Origin of the sequence: Brevundimonas sp. LF-1, assembly GCF_037055305.1 — a bacterium.
Classification (GTDB): domain Bacteria; phylum Pseudomonadota; class Alphaproteobacteria; order Caulobacterales; family Caulobacteraceae; genus Brevundimonas; species Brevundimonas sanguinis.
Genome location: NZ_CP146349.1, coordinates 2,896,987 through 2,920,901, shown reverse-complemented (window position 1 = coordinate 2,920,901; position 23,915 = coordinate 2,896,987). Strand labels below are relative to the sequence as shown.

At 66.7% G+C, this 23,915-nt stretch carries 21 protein-coding genes, 1 tRNA gene and 2 pseudogenes; 12 read left to right on the top strand and 12 right to left on the bottom strand.

All coding sequences use genetic code 11. From position 1 onward, the window contains the following. The first annotated feature begins 90 nt into the window (after window positions 1-90). Together V8F63_RS16130 and V8F63_RS16125 are read left to right on the top strand one after the other, a co-directional pair. The gene (locus V8F63_RS16130; protein WP_025977600.1) at window positions 91-1,236 is read left to right on the top strand and encodes an efflux RND transporter periplasmic adaptor subunit; all 1,146 of its coding nucleotides are present in this window, start codon (window positions 91-93) and stop codon (window positions 1,234-1,236) included. Beyond that, complete coding sequence (locus V8F63_RS16125) at window positions 1,236-4,472, top strand: efflux RND transporter permease subunit (protein ID WP_392355118.1); 3,237 nt, start codon at window positions 1,236-1,238, stop codon at window positions 4,470-4,472. Before V8F63_RS16130 ends, V8F63_RS16125 begins: the two co-directional genes overlap by 1 nt. 79 nt (window positions 4,473-4,551) lie before the next feature. On the opposite strand, the gene V8F63_RS16120 is transcribed toward V8F63_RS16125, so the two are convergent. The 3 genes from V8F63_RS16120 to V8F63_RS16110 all read right to left on the bottom strand — a co-directional run bounded on the left by V8F63_RS16120 (window position 4,552) and on the right by V8F63_RS16110 (window position 5,880). Then, the gene (locus V8F63_RS16120; RefSeq protein ID WP_313633150.1) at window positions 4,552-5,079 is read right to left on the bottom strand and encodes a cytochrome c family protein; all 528 of its coding nucleotides are present in this window, start codon (window positions 5,077-5,079) and stop codon (window positions 4,552-4,554) included. A gap of 82 nt (window positions 5,080-5,161) precedes the next feature. Beyond that, window positions 5,162-5,653 carry a TetR/AcrR family transcriptional regulator gene (locus tag V8F63_RS16115; protein ID WP_392354082.1) on the bottom strand — a complete coding sequence of 164 codons (492 nt, stop codon included), beginning with the start codon at window positions 5,651-5,653 and terminating at the stop codon, window positions 5,162-5,164. Between the two features lie 151 nt (window positions 5,654-5,804). Continuing rightward, window positions 5,805-5,880: transfer RNA gene (locus V8F63_RS16110), tRNA-Thr, on the bottom strand. Window positions 5,881-5,931: 51 nt separating this feature from the next. Between V8F63_RS16110 and V8F63_RS16105 the strand changes: the two are divergent. After that, window positions 5,932-6,280: pseudogene (locus tag V8F63_RS16105) on the top strand (DMT family protein). A 7-nt stretch (window positions 6,281-6,287) separates the two neighbouring features. On the opposite strand, the gene V8F63_RS16100 reads toward V8F63_RS16105, so the two are convergent. Further along, a complete protein-coding gene (locus tag V8F63_RS16100; protein ID WP_392354081.1) occupies window positions 6,288-6,725 on the bottom strand; it encodes an HIT family protein in 438 nt (145 codons plus the stop codon). 113 nt (window positions 6,726-6,838) lie between these two features. Here V8F63_RS16100 and V8F63_RS16095 point away from each other — a divergent pair, with 113 nt between their 5' ends. Then, window positions 6,839-7,195 carry a phage holin family protein gene (locus tag V8F63_RS16095; protein WP_025977594.1) on the top strand — a complete coding sequence of 119 codons (357 nt, stop codon included), beginning with the start codon at window positions 6,839-6,841 and terminating at the stop codon, window positions 7,193-7,195. 72 nt (window positions 7,196-7,267) lie between these two features. Further along, a complete protein-coding gene (locus V8F63_RS16090; RefSeq protein ID WP_392354080.1) occupies window positions 7,268-7,840 on the top strand; it encodes a DUF2239 family protein in 573 nt (190 codons plus the stop codon). 11 nt (window positions 7,841-7,851) lie between these two features. Here V8F63_RS16090 and V8F63_RS16085 read toward each other — a convergent pair whose 3' ends face one another. Further along, window positions 7,852-9,132 (bottom strand): D-alanyl-D-alanine carboxypeptidase, encoded by a 1,281-nt coding sequence (locus V8F63_RS16085; RefSeq protein WP_392354079.1) that lies wholly within the window; start codon window positions 9,130-9,132, stop codon window positions 7,852-7,854. A 392-nt stretch (window positions 9,133-9,524) separates the two neighbouring features. Between V8F63_RS16085 and phaP the strand changes: the two genes are divergently transcribed. From phaP to clpA, 3 genes are all read left to right on the top strand, one after another. Next, window positions 9,525-9,995, top strand: coding sequence for a TIGR01841 family phasin (gene phaP / locus V8F63_RS16080; protein ID WP_392354078.1), 471 nt, complete (start codon window positions 9,525-9,527; stop codon window positions 9,993-9,995). A gap of 170 nt (window positions 9,996-10,165) precedes the next feature. After that, the gene (clpS, locus tag V8F63_RS16075; RefSeq protein WP_003164443.1) at window positions 10,166-10,495 is read left to right on the top strand and encodes an ATP-dependent Clp protease adapter ClpS; all 330 of its coding nucleotides are present in this window, start codon (window positions 10,166-10,168) and stop codon (window positions 10,493-10,495) included. Window positions 10,496-10,507: 12 nt separating this feature from the next. Further along, window positions 10,508-12,811 (top strand): ATP-dependent Clp protease ATP-binding subunit ClpA, encoded by a 2,304-nt coding sequence (clpA, locus tag V8F63_RS16070; RefSeq protein WP_134581328.1) that lies wholly within the window; start codon window positions 10,508-10,510, stop codon window positions 12,809-12,811. Window positions 12,812-13,015: 204 nt separating this feature from the next. Here the strand turns inward: clpA and V8F63_RS16065 are convergent, their stop codons facing one another. From V8F63_RS16065 to V8F63_RS16050, 4 genes and pseudogenes are all read right to left on the bottom strand, one after another. Continuing rightward, window positions 13,016-13,321, bottom strand: a complete 306-nt coding sequence (locus tag V8F63_RS16065; RefSeq protein ID WP_025977590.1) for a CsbD family protein — start codon at window positions 13,319-13,321, stop codon at window positions 13,016-13,018. 87 nt (window positions 13,322-13,408) lie between these two features. After that, window positions 13,409-14,553, bottom strand: a pseudogene (locus V8F63_RS16060) (GNAT family N-acetyltransferase). Then, window positions 14,550-15,008: a RidA family protein gene (locus tag V8F63_RS16055; RefSeq protein WP_025977588.1), complete on the bottom strand. Its 459-nt coding sequence runs from the start codon at window positions 15,006-15,008 to the stop codon at window positions 14,550-14,552. Before V8F63_RS16055 ends, V8F63_RS16060 begins: the two are co-directional and overlap by 4 nt. A gap of 53 nt (window positions 15,009-15,061) precedes the next feature. Beyond that, the gene (locus V8F63_RS16050) at window positions 15,062-16,336 is read right to left on the bottom strand and encodes a DNA polymerase IV (RefSeq protein ID WP_392354077.1); all 1,275 of its coding nucleotides are present in this window, start codon (window positions 16,334-16,336) and stop codon (window positions 15,062-15,064) included. Window positions 16,337-16,459: 123 nt separating this feature from the next. On the opposite strand from V8F63_RS16050, the gene V8F63_RS16045 reads away from it, so the two are divergent. Next, window positions 16,460-16,822, top strand: a complete 363-nt coding sequence (locus V8F63_RS16045; protein WP_392354076.1) for a response regulator — start codon at window positions 16,460-16,462, stop codon at window positions 16,820-16,822. Between the two features lie 3 nt (window positions 16,823-16,825). After that, window positions 16,826-18,187, top strand: a complete 1,362-nt coding sequence (locus V8F63_RS16040) for a PleD family two-component system response regulator (protein ID WP_025977586.1) — start codon at window positions 16,826-16,828, stop codon at window positions 18,185-18,187. 93 nt (window positions 18,188-18,280) lie between these two features. Here the strand turns inward: V8F63_RS16040 and rpmG are convergent, their stop codons facing one another. Continuing rightward, window positions 18,281-18,448 (bottom strand): 50S ribosomal protein L33, encoded by a 168-nt coding sequence (rpmG, locus tag V8F63_RS16035; RefSeq protein WP_003164451.1) that lies wholly within the window; start codon window positions 18,446-18,448, stop codon window positions 18,281-18,283. Window positions 18,449-18,575: 127 nt separating this feature from the next. Between rpmG and V8F63_RS16030 the strand changes: the two genes are divergently transcribed. Beyond that, window positions 18,576-19,190 carry a hypothetical protein gene (locus V8F63_RS16030; RefSeq protein ID WP_392354075.1) on the top strand — a complete coding sequence of 205 codons (615 nt, stop codon included), beginning with the start codon at window positions 18,576-18,578 and terminating at the stop codon, window positions 19,188-19,190. Window positions 19,191-19,208: 18 nt separating this feature from the next. Here V8F63_RS16030 and V8F63_RS16025 read toward each other — a convergent pair whose 3' ends face one another. Both V8F63_RS16025 and rnr read right to left on the bottom strand, forming a co-directional pair. After that, complete coding sequence (locus V8F63_RS16025; protein ID WP_025977584.1) at window positions 19,209-19,916, bottom strand: NUDIX hydrolase; 708 nt, start codon at window positions 19,914-19,916, stop codon at window positions 19,209-19,211. A gap of 197 nt (window positions 19,917-20,113) precedes the next feature. Continuing rightward, window positions 20,114-22,156 carry a ribonuclease R gene (gene rnr / locus V8F63_RS16020; protein WP_392354074.1) on the bottom strand — a complete coding sequence of 681 codons (2,043 nt, stop codon included), beginning with the start codon at window positions 22,154-22,156 and terminating at the stop codon, window positions 20,114-20,116. Between the two features lie 352 nt (window positions 22,157-22,508). Between rnr and V8F63_RS16015 the strand changes: the two genes are divergently transcribed. Next, a complete protein-coding gene (locus V8F63_RS16015) occupies window positions 22,509-23,912 on the top strand; it encodes a pyridoxal-phosphate dependent enzyme (protein WP_392354073.1) in 1,404 nt (467 codons plus the stop codon). Window positions 23,913-23,915 lie beyond the last annotated feature (3 nt).

The window sequence follows — 23,915 nt, the reverse complement described above, 5'->3', positions numbered from 1 at the left end:
TCAGAGAGGACCCTCGTTACAGATACGTTATTTGCGTAACGGCGATGACCCGTTAAGCGATAGCGCTTGTTGTCGGGGAGACTGCGTCGCGTGTTCAAACGCCATTTTTTCATTATCGGCGCGGCCTGTCTGTTAGGGCTGATGATCGTCGCGGCGGTCTTGAAGATCGCCTTCAGCGACGGCGGCGCAGGCGATCGCAAGGGTCCGCGCGGGCCCGGTGCCGGGCGCGGCCAGGTGGTCGCCGAGGTCGTGGCCCAACGTCGTGAGTTTGCGGACCAGATTCGCGTTCTGGGCGTGGCGCGGGGGCGTCGCTCGGTCAACATCACCTCCAACACCACCCAGTTGGTGACCCAGGTCATGTTCTCTGATGGGCAGGCCGTGGCGGCGGGCACGCCCCTGGTCGAGTTGCAGGCGCGTGAGGAAGACGCAGACCTGATCCGCACCCGGGCCCAGCTGGAGAACGCCCAGCGCGAGTACGACCGCTACCGCATTCTTGCCGAGCGCGGCGTAGCGCCGCGCGTCATGGCCGAGACGGCGGAAACGGCTCTGAAGACGGCGCAGGCCGCCGTGGCGGCGGCGGAAGCCCGTCGCGGCGACCGGATCCTGCGCGCGCCTTTCGCCGGCGTGCTGGGGCTGACCTCGGTGACGCCGGGGACCCTGATCTCGCCGGGTTCGGTCATCACCACTCTGGACGACATCAGCGGCGTGCGCGTCGATTTCCCGCTGCCGGAGCGCTATCTGGGCGTGCTGCCGGTGGGTGCGCCGCTGACGGCGACGACGGACGCCTTCCCTGGCGAAGAGTTCAACGGGCGCATCGCCTTGTTGGACACGCGCGTCAACGAACAGACCCGCGCGATCATCGCCCGCGCTGAATTCACCAATCCTGGCAATCGCATCCGCCCCGGCATGATGATGCGCGTCGCCGTTCAGCAGGGCCGCCGCCAGAGCCTGGCCGTGCCTGAGGCCGCCGTTCAGTATGAGGGGCAGGGCGCCTTCGTCTATCGCATCGCGCGCGGCGAAAAGGGCTCTACCGCCCAGCGGGTCGAGGTCCAGACGGGCGCCGTCGAGGGCGGCTATGTCGAGATTGTTTCGGGGCTGGCCAACAACGACCACATCGTCGCCTCGGGCCTGAACCGCATTCAGCCCGGCGCTCCTGTCACCGTCGAGGGTGAAGCCGCTCAAGGGCGTGCTCCGAGCAAGGGCGGCGCCCGCGCGACGCAGGCGGCCCGCCCATGATGCTGTCCGATGTTTCGGTTCGGCGCCCCGTCTTTGCGGCGGTGGCGGCGATCGTCCTGTGCGTCATCGGCCTGGCGGCCTTCTTCTTCCTGCCGGTGCGCGAACTGCCGGACGTGGACCCGCCGATCGTTTCGGTCAGCACCGGCTACGCCGGGGCCTCCGCCGAGGTGATCGAAAGTCGGATCACCGAGCCGATCGAGCAGCAGATCGCCGGGATCCAAGGCGTCCAGCGTATCAACTCGACCAGTCGCGACGGCCGGTCCAACGTCAACATCGAGTTTTCGCTGGATCGCAACATCGACGATGCGGCCAACGACGTGCGCGACCGCATCTCGCGCGTGCTGGGCCGTCTGCCGGACCAGGCGGATCCGCCCGAGGTGGCCAAGGCCGACTCCGACAGCCAGCCCATCCTGATCATGTTCCTGCGTTCCACGACGATGGATCGTCTGGAGCTCACCGATTACGCCCGCCGCTATCTGGTTGACCGCTTCGCCACCGTGCCGGGCGTGGCCCAGGTCAATATCTTCGGCGAGCAGCGCTACGCCATGCGCATCTGGCTGGACGCCGGGGCGATGGCCGCGCGCGGCCTGACCGTCACCGACGTCGAGACCGCCCTCAACAACCAGAACGTCGAACTGCCCGCCGGCTCGCTGGAGTCGGCGCAGAAGGACTATACCGTCCGCGTGGCGCGCAACTACGCCGACCCGGCGGATTTCGCTCAACTGCCGATCGGCACGCGCGGCTCTGCCTCGACCGCCACCGGCGCGCAGGCGTCCGGTACGCTGGGCGCGGCGTCGGCGGCCATGACCAATGGCGTCACCGGCGCCCTGATCGGCAACGCCGCCTATGTCACCCGGCTGGGCGACATCGCCCGTATCGAGGAAGCGCCCGCCGAAGCGCGCCGCCTGTTCCGCGGCAACGGCATCGACCAGATCGGCCTGGCCATCACCCGTCAGGCCCAGTCCAACGACCTGCAGATTTCTGAAGGCGTGCGTAAGCTGATGGAGGAGGTGGGCCCCAGCCTGCCGCCGGGCACGACGCTGGAGATCGGTTCGGACAACTCGGTCTTCACCTCCCACGCCATCGACGAGGTGTGGGTGACGATCGGCATCTCCATGGCCCTGGTGGCTCTGGTCAACTTCATCTTCCTGGGCAGCCTGCGCGCCGCGATCATTCCGTCGGTCGTAGCGCCCATCTGCCTGCTGGCGACCTTCATCGTCCTGGCGCCGCTGGGCTTCTCGCTGAACCTGCTGACCCTGTTGGCTCTGGTTCTGGCGATCGGCCTGGTCGTCGACGACGCCATCGTCGTGGTCGAAAACATTCAGCGCCGCCTTGACGGCGGCGAGCCGCCGCTGGTCGCGGCTGAGCGCGGGGCGCGCCAGGTCTTCTTCGCCGTGGTGGCGACGACCGTCGTCCTGCTGTCCGTGTTCGCGCCTCTACTGTTCCTCCCGGGCTACGTCGGACGGCTGTTCGTCGAGCTGGCGGCGGCGATTGCGGCGGCCGTGGCCTTCTCGGCCTTCCTGGCGCTGAGCCTGTCGCCGATGCTGGCGTCAAAAATCCTGAAGCCGGCGCAGACCGGCGGCTGGGTCGCGCGACGCGTGGATGCAGGCATGGAAGCGCTGAAGCGGTCCTACGCCGCTTCGCTGGACGCCTTGCTGGGCCGCCGGGTCGCTGTCGGCGGGGTGGCCGCTTTGATCGTCCTGGTGGCGGCGGGCGCGACCGGCATCTTCCTGCATCTGCCCAACGAACTGGTGCCGAACGAGGACCGCGGCCGCGTCACCGTGCGGATCGCCGGGCCGGAAGGCACGGGCTTCGACTATACGCGCGAGATCATGCTGGGGCTCGAGCCCCTGCTGGCCGAGTATCGCGAGAACGGCGAGGCGGCCAACTACATGATTTCCTCGCCAGGGTTCGGCGGCTCCGGCTTCAGTTCGGGCAGCGCCGTGCTGAACCTGGCTGACTGGTCCGAGCGCGACCGCTCGGCGGACGAGATCGCCCAGGAGCTGAACGGCAAGCTGCGCAGCCAGACCGGCGCACAGGTCAACGCCTCTACGCCCGGCGCCTTCCAGCGCGGCGGGGGCAACTCCAACTCGATCGACATGATCGTCACGGGTTCGGAGTATTCCGCCATCTATAACTGGCTGCAGCCGATCCTGGCGGCGGCGCAGGACAACCCCGGCTTCTCGCGTCCGCGCCTGAACTATGAGCCGAACGCGCCGCGCCTGCTGGTCGACGTCGATCCGCAGAAGGCCGCGGCGCTCGGCGTCTCGTCACAGCAGATCGGCCGCACGCTGGAGACCATGTTCGGTTCGCGCCGCGCCACGACCTACATCAAGGGCGGCCAGGAATATGACGTCATCCTGCAGACCGACCGCGACAGCCGCCGCGAGGTTTCGGACCTAGAGGCGCTCTATGTGTCGACCGGCACGGCGCAGCTGGTGCCGCTGTCGGCGGTGGTCACGACCAAGACCTCGGGCGACACGCCGGATCGTCGCCGTCTGGATCGCCAGCGCGCCATCACCCTGCAGGCCGACCTGAACCCCGGCACGACCATCGACGACGCCGTTCAGTTCTTGATGGCCGAGGCCGCCAAGCAGCCGCAGGGCGTGACGAACATCCGCTGGGGCGGCGCCGCCCGCGACCAGCAGGAGGCGGGCAGCGCGGTGGGCTGGGCCTTCGCCCTGGCTCTGCTGCTGGTCTTCCTGGTGCTGGCGGCCCAGTTCGAGAGCTGGATCACCCCGGCGGTCATCATGCTGACGGTGCCGCTGGCGGCGGCGGGCGGGCTGTTCGGCCTGCTGATGGCGGGCTCCAGCCTGAACATCTACAGCCAGATCGGCCTGATCATCCTGATCGGCGTCGCGGCCAAGAACGGCATCCTGATCGTGGAGTTCGCCAACCAGCTGCGCGACCAGGGCCGGAGCATCCGCGAGGCCATCATCGAGTCCTCCAGCTTGCGTCTGCGCCCGATCATCATGACCTCGATCGCCACCGCCTTCGGCGCCCTGCCGCTGGTGCTGTGGCAAGGCGCGGGGGCGGGCAGTCGTCAGACCATCGGCGTGGTGATCTTCACCGGCGCCATGTTCGCCACCGTGCTGACCCTGTTCGTGGTGCCGGTGATCTATGGCGTGCTGGCGCGCTTCACCAAGTCGCCGGAATACACCGCCCGCAAGATCGAGGAGTGGGAAGCGCAAGAGAAGCGCCAGGGCGTCCAGCCGGACATGAGCCCGGCGGAATAGGCCGCTCTGGTCCTTGTATATGCGAAGGGCGGCGGACCTCCATGATCCGCCGCCCTTTTGCTTGTCTGGCTGTCTCGGCTCACTCGGCCTGGGGTTTGAACCCCGTCTCGACCTTCAGGAAGGCGATGACGTCGCGGCGGTCCGTGGCGTCGGGCAGGCCGGCGAAGCTCATCTTGTTGCCGGGCAGGAAGGTGCGGGGGTTCTGCAGCCAGTGGTCCAACGTCTCGGCGTCCCAGGTGAAGCCCGCCGTGCGCATAGCGTGGGAATAGCTGTACTTTTCCTTCGCCCCGGCCTTGCTGCCGAACACGCCGTAGAGGTTGGGCCCCGTCATGTTCGGCCCGCCCGGCGTGATGGTGTGGCACGACCGGCAGCGCGCGAAGGCGCGGCGGCCGTTGTCCAGGTCGGCCTCGTTATAAGGCGCGGGCAGGGCGGCGAGCAGGGCCAGCTTTTCGGCTTCGCTGGGCGACGGCGCCTTGGGCGCTTGTGGCGCGCTGTCGGCGGGCGCGGCGTCGTTCGGGCCGCAGGCGGCCAGCGTCAGCACGGCGCTCAGGGCGACAGCTGGGGCCGCGATGTTGCGGATCGAAGGAAAGGACGAAAGACGAGACATGACGCACTCCTAAGCCAACGATCATGCTTACCCCATGAAGGCGCCGCCGCAATGGACAGCTTGTCCAAGCCAGCCAGGAGCGTCAGCGCCCGGTGGTCAGCTTCACAACGACATGGGCGGTGGTTTCGATGATGGCTTCGGGCGTGTCGGCGCGGCGCATCAGGTCGAAACCGGCGGCGACGGACTCCACCAGGTTCGCGGTCTCATAGGAGGCCAGGCGGGGATTCAGGCCTTCGGGGTGCAGGCCGTTGGCGTGGGCCTGGGCGATGCGGCGCTCCAGCGCCAGGTGAAGGCGACGCAGGCGCCGGATGCGGCTTTCGGCGAAGGCGGGCTCGCCCATGTCGGCCAGCATCTGTTCGACGCGCAGCACCGGCCCGTGGTCGTTCCAGAGGTTCAGCACCTCCAGCACATACGCCCGCGCGGCCTCGAACGCCCGGTCGCCCGACCAGTCCGCGTGGATATGGGCGGCCAGCCGCTGAAAGTCCTCGCCCGCCTCTTCGCACAGCAGTTGCAGGCCTTCCTCGACCGAGGCGAAGTAGGTGTAGAAGGTCGGCGCCGATACGCCCGCCGCCATGGCCACGTCGGCGGCGCGATCTCGCCCAGATGTTTGGTGTTCAGCAGGGCGCGCAGGGCGTCCAGCAGGGCGCGGCGGGTGCGCGCGCCGCGCGTTCGGATCCTGTGACCCAGTTTGTTGGTCGTCTCGGACATGGGGGAGGCCGCGAGAGTGGTGCCGGTTGCAGGAATCGAACCCGCGACCTTCGGTTTACAAAACCGCTGCTCTACCAGCTGAGCTAAACCGGCGTGGCCCGCCTTATGCTGGCGGAATCTCTTTGACGCAAGCACACTGATCGAATGCCCACGCTGCCCTATCTCGCGCCCATCGTCATGCTGGCCCTGTCGAACGTCTTCATGACCTTCGCCTGGTACGGCCATCTGAAATTCGGGGCCAAGCCGCTGTGGATCGTGGTCCTGATCAGCTGGGGCATCGCCTTCTTCGAATACTGGCTGGCCGTGCCCGCCAACCGCATCGGCCATCAGGTCTATTCGGCGGCCGAGTTGAAGACCATGCAGGAGGTTATCACCCTGCTGGTCTTCGCGATCTTCTCGGTGCTCTATCTGGGCGAGAAGCTGACGGTGAATCACCTGATCGGCTTCGCCCTGATCGCCGGGGGCCTTCTTCATCTTCAAAGGGCCGCTGTAGTAGACGCTCAGTCGAGCGCGGCGGCGATCTTCCGGGCCAGAATTTTCAGCTGTTCGGCGTCGGCCATCGGGGCGTGGCCGTGGCCCTTCATGGGGCGGTCGGACCAGCGCGGCACGATGTGAAAATGCAGGTGGAAGACCGTCTGGCCGCCTGCGTCGCCGTTGAACTGCATCAGGCTGAGGCCTTCGGGCTTCAGCGCCTTCTCGACCGCGCGGGCGGTGCGCTGCACGGCGGCCGTCAGCTTGGCCAGCGCCTCGGGTTCGATCTCCAGGATGTTGCGGGCGGTCGAGGTCTTGGACACGATCAGGACGTGGCCCTCGGACTGGGGGAACACGTCCATGAAGGCCAGGACGTCGTCGTCCTCCCACACCTTCACGCTGGGCATGTCGCCGCGCAGGATCTTGGCGAAGATGTTGTCCGGGTCGTAGGCGCCGTGAAGGCTCATGGAAGTCTCCTTCGGGATAGGGCGGCCAGCCTAGCAGGCGATCCGGCCCGACGCACGGAGCGGAACGCCGCGATATGCGCTTATATGGTCAAGGTTCAACCGACGGAGGCGTCATGCTGGGTTTCATCGTTCAGGCCGTGGTTACGGCGATCGGCCTGTGGGCTTCGGCCAAGCTGGTGCCGGGAGTAGAGTTCACCTCGACCGGCTCGCTGGTCGCGGCGGCGATCATTCTGGGCCTGGTCAACGCCTTCGTGCGGCCGTTGATGGTGATCCTGACTTTGCCGCTGACCATCGTCACCTTCGGCCTGTTTCTGCTGGTGGTGAACGCGGCCATGATCGGGCTGACGGCCATGTTCCTGGGCGGCTTTGTCGTCGACGGTCTGTGGGCGGGGATCGGGGCGGCCATCGTCACCGGCGTAGTCAGCTGGATCGCCGGCGCCCTGTTCGGCGGCATGGCTGATCGGGCGTGATAATTTATCCGGGTGATATTGACGGCATAATATTATCCGGGTAAATTTGACCTCAGCGAGTGAGGACGGATCATGACTCTATGCACGGCCTTTGATGGCCACACGATGATTGCGGCAGGGCCCCTGGCGCAGGTCGCCGCAGCGGCCAAAGCCGCACATGACGCTGGACGGACAGTTCTCGTTATCAGAGACGAGGACGCCCGGCCGATTGATCTGGATCTGCGCGGAGACCTGCCGGCCGTGTTGGCGCGGCTGCCGCAGGAGCAGACGCAGCCTGAGCCTGAGAAGCGCGGACCGGGGCGGCCCAAGTTGGGCGTCACAGCACGTGAAGTGACGCTGTTGCCGCGTCATTGGGACTGGCTGGCGTCTCAGCCCGGCGGGGCGTCGGTGGCTCTGCGCAAGCTGGTCGAAGCCGCCCTGCGCGAGGCGGAGGGGCCGGACCGGATGCGTCGCAGCCGCGAGGCGGCCTATCGCTTCATGACAGCCGTGGCGGGCGACCTGCCAGACTATGAAGAGGCCGTGCGGATGCTGTTCTCGGGCGACTGGACGGCGTTCGACGCTCGAACAGAGACGTGGCCTGTCGACGTGCGCGACTACGCCCGGCGTCTGGCGGAGCCGGGGTGGCGCAATGGGCAGGGACGCTAGCTCCGCCTCGCTTAGCTGGGACGCACCACCATGCAGGTGACCCGGCGTTCCGACAGGGCTTCGCACGCCGCCTCGGCCGCCTGCTGGGTCATGCCGGTGAAGCGCGAGCGATACCAGCCGTTGGCCGTCTGCACGTCTCTCTGGGCGTTCGAGAATTGGCCGGAGAAGCGGCGGCTGATGTTGTTCAGCCAGTCGCGGGCCACGGCTTCTTCGCGGAAGGCGCCGACCTGGACGGTCCAGCGACCCGCCGGGGTCGCAGCGGCGGCGCGCGCCGGGGTGTTGCGGGCCGCACGGGCAGGGGCCGCCGACGTCGCAGCCGATCCGCCGTTCAGCGCGGCGGTGAGGTTTTCGGGCGGGCGGTTCTCGGCGCGGCGAGCCGACGGCGGCGGCGTCACCTCGGTCGGCAGGCTGCGCGGCGGCGGACCGGAGACATAGGCCACTTCGGTCGAGCCGCTGACGCCTTCGCCGTCCTCGTCGGATAGGGAGGCGTAGGCGACCGTGGCGGCAGGCTCGCTGCCGATCCCATAGCCGCGTTGTTCGAAGAAGGCCTGAGCCAGTTGGATGGTCTCGCCCTGACTGCGGCGACGTTGGACCTCGAAGCCGGTGTCCATCAACTCTGCGACGTGAGCGTTGCGGCTGGCGGTCGAGCGCCCGCCCATGACGATGGTGATCAGCCGCTTGCCGTCACGCACCGAAGACGCCGCCAGATTATAGCCCGAGGCGTTGGTGAAGCCGGTCTTGATGCCGTCATAGCCGCGCCCGGTGGCCAGCAGGCCGTTGGTGTTGCGGTAGTCGCGGCCTTTGTAGAACCAGTCGTGCAGGCCGAGGTAGCGATAGTATTGCGGATAGTCGCGCATCACCGCGCGGCTGAGGATCGACAGGTCGCGCGCCGTGGTCGCCTGGCGCGTGTCGGGCAGGCCGTTGGCGGTGGTGAAGCGGGTGTGCTCCATCCCCAGCTCCCGCGCCTTCTCCGTCATCATCTGGGTGAAGCGGCCCTCGGAGCCGCCGATGTGTTCGGCGATGACCACGGCCATGTCGTTGGCGCTGCGGACGGCCGTGGCGCGCATGGCGTCGTCCAGACTGATAGTCTGACCGGCCGCCAGGCCCAGCTTGGACGGCGGCTGAGAGGCCGCCCGAGGCGAGACGGTCAGGTTGTCGTCCAGCTTGACCTTGCCCGACTCCAGCGCCTCGAACGCCAGATACAGGGTCATGACCTTGGTGATGGAGGCGGGATATCGGCGGGCGTCGGCAAAGCGTGAGAACATCACCTCGCCCGAGGCGGCGTCCACCACAATGGCCGCGTATCGGCTGTCCGAGGACTGGGCTTCCGGAGGAGCGACGCCGACCGTCGGCGTCAGGACGATGCCCCCAGGACCAGGGCGGCCAGGAAGCGACGGCGGAAGAGGGCGTTCATGGGCAAGCTACTAGCCTCGTCACTGTGGCGCGAAGACGGCTGCGATCACGCACGTTACAAACGCTAACATCGGCTCGCCCGGTTTCGAGAGGGTTAACGGCGCGTCAACAGACTTGTGATCGCTCCTGCGAAGTCGGCGGGAAGGTTATCAATGATAATATTGTGCAGCGCACAATTTTCACTTGAAGTCTTTTCGCAGGTGCACCATATCGCCGTTGTCGCGATGGGCTCCGCCTGTCGCAAGAAACCTTTCGCTTCAGGAGACTCCCCATGGCTGACGCCGCTGAGACCGTGAAGAAGACCGTCGAACAAACCACCGCCAAGGCCAAGGCCCAGGCTGAATCCATCCAGGCCGCCGGTGCCCAGGCGTTCCGGGAAGGCGTGGACAAGTCCGTCGCCTCGCTGAGCGAGCTGAATGCGCACGGCAAGAAGAACCTGGAAGCCGTGGTCGAATCCGCCGCCGCCGCCCAGAAGGGCGCCGAGGCCCTGTCGCAACAGGCTATGGCATACAGCAAGAAGTCCTGGGAAGACGGCGTCGCCGCCGCCCAGTCCTTCTCGCAGGCCCGCTCGATGCAGGAACTGTTCGAACTGCAGACCAACTGGGCCAAGTCGGCCGCCGAGGCCTATCTGGCCGAGTTCGGCAAGGCGACCGAGACCATGACCGCCTCGGTCAAGGACAGCTTCAAGCCGATCAACGAGCGCGTTTCGGCCGCTGTCGAGCAGTTCCAGGGCGCCCGCTAAGCCGCGCCTCCGTAACTCAGACTTTCGGAAAGGCCCCGGTGGAAACGCCGGGGCTTTTTCACGTTTAGCTATCAACTGGGCGTGCGTGAGCGTCTGCAGGCTGGACGCCTCTACAAATCAGGCCATCATTCCCTATCTGATCCTCGACACTCCCCGCTTACGGACCACGAATGCCTAACAGACGGCCAGGTGAACAAGGCGGAGGCGCAGGCGCCGCCGTCGTCACCGAGACAAAGCCGAAACTTCAGCGCCCCTCGCTTTATCGGGTGCTGATCCTGAATGACGACTACACCCCCATGGAGTTCGTCATCTACGTGCTGGAGCGGTTCTTCCAGAAGAGCCGCGAGGACGCGACCCGCATCATGCTGCACGTGCACCAGCATGGCGTCGGGGTCTGCGGCGTCTTCACCTACGAAGTGGCCGAAACCAAGGTCGCCCAGGTGGTCGAGACGGCGCGGCGCCACCAGCACCCCCTGCAATGCACGATGGAAAAGGACTGAGAGGAACCTGCCATGCCTTCGTTTTCCCGTCCTCTCGAAGAGACCCTGCACCGCGCGGTCCACTACGCCAACGAGCGCCGGCACGAATACGCCACGCTTGAACACCTGCTGCTGGCCCTGATCGACGATCCGGACGCCTCGGCCGTGATGACGGCCTGCAACGTCGATCTGGGCGCGCTGAAGGCTGCGCTCGGCTCCTATGTCGACACGGACCTGGCCGCCCTCGCCACGGCCGACGGCGACGACGCCAAGCCGACGGCGGGCTTCCAGCGCGTGATCCAGCGCGCGGTCATCCATGTCCAGTCGTCCGGCCGCGAGGAAGTGACCGGCGCCAACGTCCTGGTCGCCATCTTCTCCGAGCGCGAAAGCCACGCCGCCTATTTCCTGCAGGAGCAGGACATGACGCGCTACGACGCGGTCAACTTCATCGCCCACGGCATCGCCAAGAAGGCCGGCGCCAACGAAGCCCGATCGGTGCGCGGCGCCAGTCCTGAAGAAGCCGAGGACGGCTCGGTCGTCAAACAGGGCGGCGAGGCGCTGGAGGCCTATTGCGTCGACCTGAACGAGAAGGCCAAGAGCGGCAAGATCGACCCGCTGATCGGGCGTCAAGCCGAGGTCGAGCGCTCGATTCAGATCCTGTGCCGCCGCACCAAGAACAACCCGCTGTTGGTCGGCGACCCCGGCGTCGGCAAGACCGCCATCGCCGAAGGCCTGGCGCGCAAGATCGTCAACGGCGAGGTGCCGGAAGTCCTGAAGGACGCGACGATCTACAGCCTCGACATGGGCTCGCTGCTGGCGGGTACCCGCTATCGCGGCGACTTCGAGGAGCGGCTGAAGCAGGTCGTCAAGGAGTTGGAGAGCCACGACAACGCGGTCCTGTTCATCGACGAGATCCACACGGTGATCGGCGCGGGCGCGACCTCGGGCGGGGCGATGGATGCGTCCAACCTGCTGAAGCCGGCGCTGGCGTCGGGCAGCCTGCGCTGCATGGGGTCGACCACCTACAAGGAATATCGCCAGCACTTCGAGAAGGACCGCGCCCTGGTGCGTCGCTTCCAGAAGATCGACGTCAATGAGCCGACGATCGAGGACACGGTGAAGATCCTCAAGGGCCTGAAGACGACCTATGAGACGCACCACAAGCTGCGTTTCACCGACTCGGCCATTCGCACGGCGGTCGATCTGTCGGCGCGTTACATCACCGACCGCAAGCTGCCGGACAAGGCCATCGACGTGATCGACGAGGCGGGGGCGTCGCAGATGCTGCTGCCGGAATCGAAGCGCAAGAAGGTCATCGGCCAGAAGGAGGTCGAGGCCGTCATCGCCAAGATGGCCCGCATCCCGGCCAAGTCGGTGTCGAAGTCGGATACGGAATCCCTGCGTGAGCTGGAGACCGATCTGAAGCGCGCCGTCTTCGGTCAGGAGCAGGCGATTGACCAGGTGTCGTCGGCGATGAAGCTGGCGCGAGCGGGTCTGCGCGACCCGAACAAGCCCATCGGCGCCTTCCTGTTCAGCGGTCCGACCGGCGTCGGCAAGACCGAAGTCGCCAAGCAGCTCGCCGCCACCCTCGGCATCGAGATGCAGCGCTTCGACATGTCCGAATACATGGAGCGCCACACGGTCAGCCGCCTGATCGGCGCGCCTCCGGGCTATGTCGGCCATGACCAGGGCGGCCTGCTGACCGACGCCGTCGACCAGCATCCGCACTCCGTCGTGCTGCTGGACGAGATCGAGAAGGCGCACCCCGACGTCTACAACATCCTGCTGCAGGTGATGGACAACGGGACGCTGACCGACGCGGTGGGCAAGAAGGTCGATTTCAGGAACGTCATCCTGATCATGACGACCAACGCGGGCGCCGCCGACAACGCGCGCGCGGCCATCGGCTTCGGCCGGGGCAAGGTCGAGGGCGAGGACGAAAAGGCCATCCAGCGCCTGTTCGCCCCTGAGTTCCGCAACCGTCTGGACGCCATCGTGGCCTTCAAGCCGCTGGGCGCCGAGACGATCCGCTCGGTGGTCACCAAGTTCGTGCTGCAGCTGGAAGCCCAGCTGGCGGACCGCAACATCACCATCGAACTGACCGACGAGGCGGCCGACTGGCTGGCCAAGAACGGCTTCGACGAACTGTATGGCGCGCGTCCGCTGGCCCGCGTCATCCAGGAGCACATCAAGAAGCCGCTGGCCGACGACATCCTGTTCGGCCGCTTGACCCGCGGCGGCCACGTCAAGGTCGAGCTGAAGGACGGCAAGATCGCCTTCGACATCACCCCGGCCAAGGGCGCGGCGGTGAAGGAAGCGGAAGAAGAAACGGCCTGATCTCGATCAGGCGCAAAGAGAAAGGCCCGGGCATAACGCCTGGGCCTTTTTTCTGTCCTTCTCCCCTGGAGGGAGAACACGGCCCGTCCGGGCCTGGATGAGGGTCTCGCGACGCAAAAGGGGTTGCGAGACTTGGATGCCTCGCAACCCCTCATCCGTCACGCTTCGCGAGCCGCCTTCGCCCGCAAGAGGAGAGGGCTTTGTTTAACGGCGACGGCCCAGAGCGCCCAAGAGCATCGCCGCGCCGGCGATGATGCCGGTGGTCAGCAGGGGTTTGCGGCGGGCGAAGTCCAGGCCCTTGCGGGCCGGGTCGCGCAGGTCGACGGGGGCCTTGTCGACCATGCCGTCGAGGCCGTCGATGACGCGGCCATAGGCGTCGAGCGCCTTGCCCTTGACCTCGTTCAGCTTGCCTTCGACTTGGAGCTTGCTGTCGCCCGTCACGCGACCGAGGCCGTTCTGGGCCTTGCCTTGCAGTTCGGTCGCGACGCCTTCGATACGTTGATCGGTCATGGTGATTCCTGATGTGAGGAGGGTACTCACAGGGAAAGCGTATTGCGACGCAGCAAGTTCCGTAGAAATTCGCGATGCGACGCCCTGTCAGCGGGCGCGATAGGGCGACAGAGCCGCCGTCATCGCGTCCATCTCGGCCTCGACCGCCGGGCGCTCGTTGTCGAGGTAGCGGGCGACAGGATCGCGCAGCGCCGGATCGGCGATGAAATGGGCGGAATAGACGGGCGAGGGCAGGTAGCCGCGCGCGATCTTGTGCTCTCCTTGCGCCCCCGCCTCGACACGCGACAGGCCGCGCGAGATGGCGAAGTCGATGGCCTGATAATAGCAAAGCTCGAAATGGAGGAAGGGCCGGTCGACCAGCGTCCCCACTGGCGTCCGTAAAGCGCATCCCGTCCGATGAAATTCAGCGCCCCGGCTACCGGCGTCTCGCCTTCAAACGCCATCACCAGGGCGATGCGGTCAGCCATGGTCGCGCCGACGCGGGCGAAGAAGTCGCGCGTCAGATAGGGCCGTCCCCATTTTCGGTCGCCCGTGTCCATGTAGAAGGCGAAGAAGGCCTCCCAATGCGCCTCGGCGATCTGGGCGCCCGTCAGCACGCGGATGTCGAGGCCGGCTTGCGCCTCACGCCGCTCGCGCCGGATGGTCTTGCGCCGGTTGGAAGACAGGGCGGCCAGGAAGTCGTCGAAGCTCTGATAGCCGTCGTTGCGCCAGATGAACTGGATGTCGCGGCGCGGCAGCAGGCCCGCTTCGGCCATGGCGCGCCATTCGGCCTCTAGGGGAAAGTTGACGTGCAGGGACGACACGCCCAGCCGCTCGGTCAGCGTCAATGCGCCTTGCAGCAGCGCTTCACGCACCACGACGGCGTCCGTCCCCGGCGCATTCAGAAACCGTGGGCCCGTCGCGGGGGTGAAGGGCACAGCCCCCAGCAGCTTGGGATAGTAGCGCCCGCCTGCGCGCTGATAGGCGTCGGCCCAGCTGTGGTCGAAGACGTACTCGCCCTGGCTATGACCCTTCAGATAAAGGGGCATGACGCCGATCACGGCCCCGTCTTCATCGTGCAGGGACAGGTGGCGCGCCGCCCAGCCTTCAGACGGGACGGCGCTGCCGGACGCCTCGCAGGCGTCGAGGAAGTCGTAGGAGACGAAGGGATCGCCGGTCGGGGCCGCGCAGGCGTCCCACGCGTCCCGGCCTATCGCGGCGATCCCGTCGTGAACCTGAAGGGTGAAGCTCACTTCACCTCGATGACGGCGTCCACTTCGACGGCGAAGCCGAGCGGCAGCTTGTACACGCCGACGGCCGAGCGCGAGTGCTTGCCGGCGTCGCCGAAGACCTGGACCATCAGGTCCGAGCAGCCGTTGATGACCGCGGGGATGGCCTCGAAGTCCGGCCCGGCCTGGACGAAGCCGCCCAGCTTGACGATGCGGACCACGCGATCCAGGTCGCCGTCGACGGCGGCGTTGATCTGGGCCAGCAGGTTGACGCCGCACAGGCGGGCGGCCTCGGCGGCCTGCTCAGGGGTCACGTCCACGCCGACGGTGCCCTTGATGCCGCCATTGGCGTCGTTCGACAGCTGGCCCGAGATGAAGATCTGCTCGCCCGAGCGGACGTAGGAGACATAGCTGGCGACCGGCTTGGCGGGCTCGGGCAGGGTGATGCCGAGTTCAGCAATGCGGGCGTGAATGCTCATGGGGCGACTCCGTATGAAAGGGTGCAGGGGTTTAGCGCGGCGCGGCGGCCGCGTCATCCGGGGCGTTCGTTGGGACGTTTCAGCGCGCGCCCCGCGACGACGGCGCCCGCCCCAAACTTGTCGCGCAGGGCGTCGATGGCGGTCTCGGTCTTCAGGGCGCGGGTCTCGGCCGTGGCGAACAGGCTGGCCGGGGCGTCCTGGGCGTCGGCGATGTCGGCCATGCCGATGCCGATGAGCCTGTAGGGCACGCCGATTTCGGGTTTCAGCAGGTCGCGCCCGGCCGCGAACAGGGCGCGCGCCGTCTGCACCGGCTCGGCCAGGGTGATGCGGCGGGTGACGATCTTGAAGTCCGTCTTGCGCAGCTTCAGCACCAGCACGCGGCTGGCGACGCCGTCTCGGCGGGCCTTGGAGGCCAGCTTCTCGCACAGGGGCCACAGTTCAGCTTCCAGAGCCTCGGCGGTGGACAGATCTTCGTTAAACGTGGTCTCGGCGCTCATGCCGCGGCGGTCGTGGTCGGGGTTCACCGGGCGGCTGTCGCGGGCGTGGCTGAGGTCGTGCAGCCGCAGGCCCGTCTCGCCATACCGCCGGGCCAGATCCTTCACGTCGGCGGCGGCCAGATCGCCGATGGTGGCGAAGCCGTCCGAGCGCAGGGTGCGGCCGAACACCGGCCCGACGCCGGGCAGGGTGGTCACGGGGCGCGGCGCCAGCAGACTTTGCGCCTCCGCCCCGCCGATGACGGAAAAGCCGCGCGGCTTGTCCAGTTCAGACGCGATCTTGGCCAGGAAGCGGTTGGGCGCCAGGCCGATGGAGACGCTCAGCCCCGTCTCATCCTCGATCCATTTCTGCAGGCGCGCCAACTGGAAGGCGGGCGGCCCGCCGTTCAGCCGCTCGGTGCCCTTCAGATCGATCCACGCCTCGTCCAGCGACAGGGTCTGAACCAGCGGCGTCAGGCGCTGCACGGCGCCGAAGATGCGCGCGCTCTCCGCCTTGTATTTGGCGAAGTCGGGCTTGATGACCACGGCGTCGGGACAGGCTTTCAGCGCCTTGAACATCGGCATGGCCGAGCCGACGCCGTACAGCCGCGCCACATAGCAGGCGGTGGAGACGACCCCGCGCTTGCCGCCGCCGACGATCACGGGCCTGTCGCGCAGTTCGGGTCGGTCGCGCTTTTCGACCGAGGCGTAGAAGGCGTCGCAGTCCAGGTGGGCGATGTGCAGATCGCTCAGTTCGTCATGGGCGATCACCCGGCGCGAGGCGCACGACGGGCACCGCACGACCTTGCGGTCGCCGGTCCATAGACAGTCGCGGCAAAGGGCCGTGATGGCCAAACCCGAACTCCGTTTCCTCAGCTTCACGTCAACTTAAGACTGACGCGCCCACAGTGCACCCAAGAAGGCGTAACAGCCCGACGCGAAAGCGAATGAACCAGAGGCGCAACAGCCGGGTGGCGGATGTCCAAGAAGATCCTCATCGTCGAGGATAACGAGCTGAACATGAAGCTATTTCATGATCTGCTCGATTCTCAGGGGTACGAAGTGCTGCAGACCCGCGAAGGGCTGCAGGCGCTGGCGATTGCGCGCGAGCATCGCCCTGATCTGATCCTGATGGATATCCAGCTGCCGGAGATTTCGGGGCTGGAGGTGACCAAATGGCTCAAGGACGATGAAGAGCTGAACCATATACCCGTCATCGCCGTTACCGCCTTCGCCATGAAGGGTGATGAAGAACGATTCGTCAGGGGGTGCGAGGCCTACATCTCCAAGCCGATTTCGGTCATCTCCTTCCTGGAAACGGTGCGGAAGCACCTGGGGTAGGGGATGAGTGCGCGAATTCTCGTGGTCGACGACGTAGAGGCGAACGTCCGTCTGCTCGAAGCCAAGCTGACTCTTGAATACTATGACGTCCTGACCTGCGGCGACGGGACCTCGTGCCTGCGCATCGCCCAGGACGAACAGCCCGACCTGATCCTGCTGGACGTCATGATGCCCGGCATGGACGGGTTCGAGACCTGCCGCCGCCTCAAGGCCGCCGAGGAGACGCGTCATATCCCGGTGGTGCTGGTGACGGCCCTGGACGGGCGTCATGACCGCATCCGGGGACTGGAAGCAGGCGCTGACGACTTCCTGTCCAAGCCGCTGGACGATGTGATCCTGATGGCGCGGGTCAAGAGCCTGACGCGCCTGAAAATGGTCATGGATGAACTGCGTGAGCGCGAGGAAAGCAGCCGCCGCCTGGGCATGGACGCGGGCGGCGTCGGCCATCTGAAGGGCTCGGGCGGCCGGGTTCTGGTCGTCGACGACAATGAGCTTCAGGCCGAGATGATCGCGCGCGAGCTGTCGATCGAGCACCGTCCGATGATTGCGGACACTCTAGCCGACGGTCTGGATGCGGCGCGTGGATCGGTCGATCTGGTGATCGTCAATGTGTCGTCCGAAGGGTTCGACGGCCTTCGACTGATCGCCCAGCTGCGGTCGAAGGAGGCGATGCGCCGCATCCCCATCCTGGCGCTGATCGACACCCATGACCGGCCGCGTCTGCTGAAGGCGCTGGATCTGGGCGCGCACGACATCCTCGCCCGCCCCGTCGACCCCGAAGAGATGTCGGCCAGAGTGCGCACCCAGGTGAAGCGCAAACGGTACGGCGACTTCCTGCGCGATAAGCTGGATTACAGCCTGGAATTGGCGCTCACCGACCCCCTGACGGGTCTGCACAACCGCCGCTACATGACCGGCCAGCTTCAGGCTCTTGTCGCGCGCGCCGCGCGGGGCGGGGACCCGGTGGCGGTGCTGGTGCTGGACATCGACCACTTCAAGGCTGTGAACGACACCTTCGGGCATGACGTGGGCGACGAAGTGCTGCGCGAGTTCTCGGTGCGGCTGGCGACCAATGTGCGCGCGGTCGATCTGCCCTGTCGGTTCGGCGGCGAGGAGTTCGTGGTGGTCATGCCGGGCACGACGCTGGAAGACGCACATCGCATCGCCGAACGTATTCGCCGCGACGTAGGGGCGGCCCCCTTCCGTATCAGCGGCGGGGATGTGCTTGGCGTGACCGTTTCGGTCGGCGTGGCGGCCAGTCTGGGCATGGACGACACGCCCGAGGCGCTACTCAAACGGGCCGATGAGGGCGTCTATGAGGCGAAAGCTCAGGGGCGCGACCGCGTCGTAGCTCGGGCCGCCTGACGCAGCCTCGCTCTAACAAACGACCAAAGAAAAACGCCCGGTCGTGCGACCGGGCGTTTCGATTCCTGCAGATTCAAGCGGAGGGCGAAGCCCTTACTTGATCTTGCCTTCCTTGAACTCGACGTGCTTGCGGACGACCGGGTCGTACTTCTTGACAACCATCTTCTCGGTCATCGTACGGGCGTTCTTCTTGGTGACGTAGAAGAAGCCGGTGTCGGCGGTGGAGTTCAGGCGGATCTTGATGGAAGCCGGTTTGGCCATCGGAATTAACCTCTGCGACGGCGAAAGCCGCTTGAAATAAGAGGCGCGGAACATACTCAGGACAGGCTCAAAGTCAACGGCTTCGATGTCGCGTTGAGCCTGGCCCTACAGACGCTAGTGTTTCGCCATGAAAAAGCCCTGCTTCAAGCCCGCCCACGCCCTTTCCGCCGCCGTTCTCGCCGCCGGTCTGGCCCTTTCCGCCTGCTCGTCCGAGCCTGCCGCCCCGGCGGCTGCGACTGCTGAGGCCCCAGCCACGGCGCAGGACGCCTTCTTCGCCAATCTGACGGCCCTGTGCGGCCAGCGATTCGAGGGCAAGGTCGTCACGAACGAGGCCGCCGATTCCGATTTCGCCGGCAAGCGCCTGCTGATGCACGTGCGCGACTGTTCGGCGGACGAGATCCGCATCCCCTTCTGGGTCGGCGAAGACCGCTCGCGCACCTGGGTGGTGACCCGCACCGATTCGGGCCTGCGCCTGAAGCACGATCACCGCCAGCCGGACGGCAAGACCGATCCGCTACACTGGTACGGCGGCGACACCGCGAACGAAGGCACGGCCGAGCGTCAGGAGTTCCCGGTCGATCAGGAATCCATCGACCTGTTCAACGCCAACGACGCCTCGGTCTCGACGACCAACGTCTGGGCGATGGAGGTCCATCCCAACAAGACCTTCACCTATGAACTGCGCCGGCCGAACCGTCACTTCCAGGTCGATTTCGACCTGACCAAGCCGGTCGCCGAATAAGGCCTTGTGGCCGCCGCGTCAGTCCTGATGGTCGATGACGTGGCGGCCGCGCGCCATATGCACGAAGGGCAGGGGGCGCTGAGGCGTCTCCAGCCGCTCGGCCACCTCGCTGAGCACGAAGCGGGTAATGGCGGGCAGGTCCAGCCCTTGCGCCTCGTCCAGCGCAATCCAGGCGATCTCGTCCAGTTCGCCTGAGCCTTCGATGCGGTCCGGGTCGCGCAGGGCCTCGACCGGCGCCATGAAGAAACGGGCGTCGAAGCGGCGCGATCGCCCCGGCGGTGTAATGGCCCGCGCCACATAGGACAGCACCGACAGATCGGGCAGGGCGCCGGCCTGACGATACTCCCGCCACGGCCCGGCGACCGAGGCGGCCGGCGCGGGGCGCCCCAGGATCAGCCCCGTCTCTTCAAACGTCTCGCGTACGGCGGCCAGGGCCAGGGCGCGGGCGCGCCGGGCGGGCATTTCCGCCTCCAGCCGGCGTGCAGCGTCATGCGATAAGGGGCCGGCGTCCGCTGCGGTGAAATCCGCCCGCTCGATGCGCCCGCCCGGAAACACCCATTTCGACGCCATGAAGACATGGCCCGGCGCGCGGCGGCCCATCAGGACTTCGGGCCGTTTTGCCCCGCGCGTCAGGATCAGGGTGGCGGCGTCCTTGGGGCGCTGAGCGCCGCCGGTGCGGGGCGCGTCGGCCAGGTCTTGGGCCGCGTCGAAGGGGAGAGGTTTCATGGATGTCCTTCTCCCCTCGGGGGAGAAGGTGGCTCGCGGAGCGAGACGGATGAGGGGACGCTGGCTGCGTCGTCACCATCAGTCGTTCTGCTTGCGTATAGAGCCCCCTCATCCGACCTGCTTCGCAGGCCACCTTCTCCCCCGAGGGGAGAAGGGACATGAGATTATTCAACGCCGCTTGCCCTTTCTGACGCCCTTCAGGCCGCCGGAGGGCTTGGCGCCGTTGGGGGTTTGGGCCCGCCGGGGCGACCCTTCCCACGCTTGGGCGGGCCGTCGCCGCCTCTTCCGCGCATCCCGTAGCGCGGGGCCGGAGCGTTGGGGTCGCGCGGGTCAGGTTCGGACAGCATTTCCAGCACCAGACCGCCGGTGACGGGCGTGGCCTCCATCAGCCGCACCTCGACGCGGCGCCCCAGCGGGAAGCGCTTGCCGGTGCGCTCACCGACCAGGGCGTGGGCGCGGTCGTCGTGGGTGAAGTATTCGTCGCCCAGCGTCGAGACCGGCACCAGGCCGTCGGCGCCCGTCTCGTCCAGCCGGATGAACAGGCCGAAGCGGGTGACGCCGGTGATCCGGCCGCTGAAGGTCGCGCCGACGTGCTCTTCCAGGAAGGCGGCGATGTAGCGGTCCATCGCGTCGCGCTCGGCCGCCATCGAGCGGCGTTCGGTCTCGGTGACGTGCTCGGCGATGCCGCCCAGTTCGGCGATGTCGCGGTCCGTCAGGCCGTCCGACCCCAGCTTCAGCCCCCGGATCAGCCCGCGATGGACGATCAGGTCGGAATAGCGCCGGATCGGCGAGGTGAAGTGGGCGTAGCGGTCCAGGTGCAGGCCAAAGTGGCCGACGTTCTCAGGGCTGTAGATGGCCTGCATCTGGGTGCGCAGGACGACTTCGTTGACCACCTCGGCGTGCGGGGTGTCGCGGGTTTCCTCCAGCAGCTTGTTGAAGCGCTTGGTGTTCGGCGCCTCGCCCTTGTTCCAGGGCTTTCCAATGGTGTGCAGGAAGTCGGCCAGGTTGAAGATCTTTTCCTGACTGGGCGTGTCGTGGACGCGATAGATCAGCGGCGTGTGCGTTTTCTCCAGCGTCTCGGCGGCGCAGACGTTGGCCTGGATCATCATCTCTTCGATCAGGCGGTGGGCTTCCAGCGACTTGCGCGGCTCGATGCCGGCGATGCCGCCGTCGGGTGACATGATGATGCGGCGCTCGGGGCTTTCGATGGCCAGGGGGCTGCGGCGCTCGCGGCCCTTCAACATGGTGCGATAGGCGTTCCACAGCGGGTAGAGGATGGCCTCCATGATCGGCCCGGTGGCGTCATCCAGCAGGCCGTCGATGGCGGATTGCGCCTGTTCGTAGGACAGCTTGGCGTGGCTGCGCATCAGCCCGCGCGTGAACTTGTGCCCGGTTTTCCTGCCGTCCTTGTCGAAGACCATGCGCACGGCCATGCAGGCGCGGTTCTCACCCTGCTTCAAGCTGCACAGGCCGTTGGACAGGACCTCGGGCAGCATCGGCTCGACCCGGTCAGGGAAGTAGGTCGAGTTGCCCTTGGCCCGCGCCTCGCGGTCCAAGGCCGTGTTCGGGCGCACATAGGCGGCGACGTCGGCGATCGCGACCCAGACGATCCAGCCGCCCGCATTGGCCGGGTCTTCGTCGCGCTCGGCATAGACGGCGTCGTCATGGTCGCGCGCGTCGGCAGGGTCGATGGTGATGAAGGGGACGTGACGCAGGTCCTCGCGACCCTTCAGCGTGGGCACGTCCTGATCCTCGGCCTCGCGCTCCACGGCCTCAGAGAAGCCGGTCGGTACGCCGTGGGCGTGGATGGCGATGATGGAGGCGGCGCGCGGGTCGTCCTCGCGCCCGATGTTCTCAAGGATCTTGCCGCGTTTGGGACCGTAGCGATGCTCGCCCTTTTCGATGGCGGCCAGCACCAGATCGCCGTCGCGCAGATCGGCGGCCTGTGCCTGCGGAACGATCAGCACGTCCTTGGAGCGTTTGTCGACCGGCTCGACCCGCGTCTCGCGCCCGCCCTTGCGGATGACGCCCAGAACCCGGTTTCCGCCGGTGTCCAGCCGTTTGACCAGACGCGCCTCCCAGCCGTCGACGCCCTGGCTGAACTTGACCAGCAGGCGGTCGCCCATGCCGGGCGCCGGGCCGCGCCCTTCGCGGTCGGGCATCAGGATCGCGCGCGGCGCGTCCTCGCCGCCCTTGACCAGTTGAACGTAAAGCTCGCCGTCGGCGTCACGATCCACCACGTCGGCGACGCCGACCGGGGCAGGGCGCCGACCTCGGAAAAGCCCTTGCGGCCGCGTTTGCTGAGCCGGCCCTCGGCCTCCAACTCCTTCAGCATTTCGCGCATCTGGCGCCGCTCGGCGCCTTTCAGGCCGAAGGCGCGCGCGATGTCGGCCTTTTCGGCTTCTCCGGCCTCACGCAGGAAGGCGATCAGGGATTCTTTGTCGGGCAGGCCCGCAGCGGGGCGTTTCGGGTCTTGACCATTGCGCCCTTTCTAACGCGCTTCGCGCCGAAAGGGTGAAAACTTGCAGGAGTTGACCGCAGAGGGGCGGACGCCCAGCTTCACAAGTCACCCGTGCAACGGAGCCTGCTCTCATGTCGATGACCGACGCCCCTGTTCTCAGCCGTCCGGCCAAGTCCCTGCTGGACCTGATCGGCAAGACGCCGATGGTGGAGGTGACGCGGATCGACACCGGGCCATGCCGCCTGTTCCTGAAGCTGGAGAGCCAGAACCCCGGCGGCTCCATCAAGGACCGCATCGCGCTGTCGATGATCGAGGCGGCTGAGAAGGCGGGCTGGCTGAAGCCCGGCGGCACCATTGTCGAGGCCACGGCGGGCAATACCGGCCTGGCCCTGACCCTGGTCGGCAAGCAGAAGGGCTATAAGGTCCTGCTGGTCATCCCCGACAAGATGTCGAAGGAGAAGATCCAGCACCTGCGAGCCATGGGCGCCGACGTGCGCCTGACCCGCTCGGACGTGCCGCATGGCCACCCCGAATACTACACCGACATGGCCGAGCGCCTGGCCCAGCAGATTCCGGGCGGCTATTTCGTCAACCAGTTCGCCAACGACGCCAACTCCGAGGCCCACTTCAAGACGACCGGCCCCGAGATCTTCGAGCAGATGGAGGGTCAGGTCGACGCCTTCGTCGCCGGTATCGGCTCGGGCGGCACCATCACGGGCATCGCCCGCTATCTGAAGGCGCAGGGCTCGGACGCCAAGATCATCCTGGCTGACCCGGTCGGCTCGGCGCTGGCGGGCCTGATCAACGAAGGCGTGCCGGGGCCGGACGGCAGCTATACCGTCGAAGGCATCGGTCAGAATTTCATGCCCGAGACGACCGATCCCCACCTGATCGACGTCGCCTATTCCATCCCCGACGCCGAGGCGATCGCCACGGTGCGCGAGCTGTTGTTGAAGGAAGGTATTCTGGCGGGGTCTTCGTCCGGCACCCTGATCGCCACGGCCCTGCGCTGGTGCCGCGAGCAGACCGAGCCGAAGCGCGTCGTGACCTTCGTCTGCGACACCGGCGCCAAATATCTGTCCAAGGTCTACAACGACGCCTGGCTGGCTGATCAGGGTCTGGCCGAACGCGAACTGCACGGCGACCTGTCGGACCTCATCAACCGCAAATACGCCGCCGGCGACGTGGTGGTGATCGGGCCTGACGACACCTTGGACACGGCCTTCAAGCGGATGCGCGGCGACGGCCTGTCGCAACTGCCGGTCATTCAGGATGGTCGTCTAGTCGGCATTCTGGACGAGAGCGACATCGTCCACATCATGAACACCGACGACATCACCCGTCAGGAGCGCTTCGCCAAGCCGGTCGCTTCGGCCATGACGCGCGATCTGGACACGCTTCAGGTGACGGAATCGCTGGACGCCTTGATCCCGGTCTTTGACCGAGACCGCGTGGCCATTGTGCTGGACGGCGAGGCCTTCGTCGGCCTGATCACCCGCACCGACCTGATCAACCACCTCAGCCTGAACCGGTAAGCC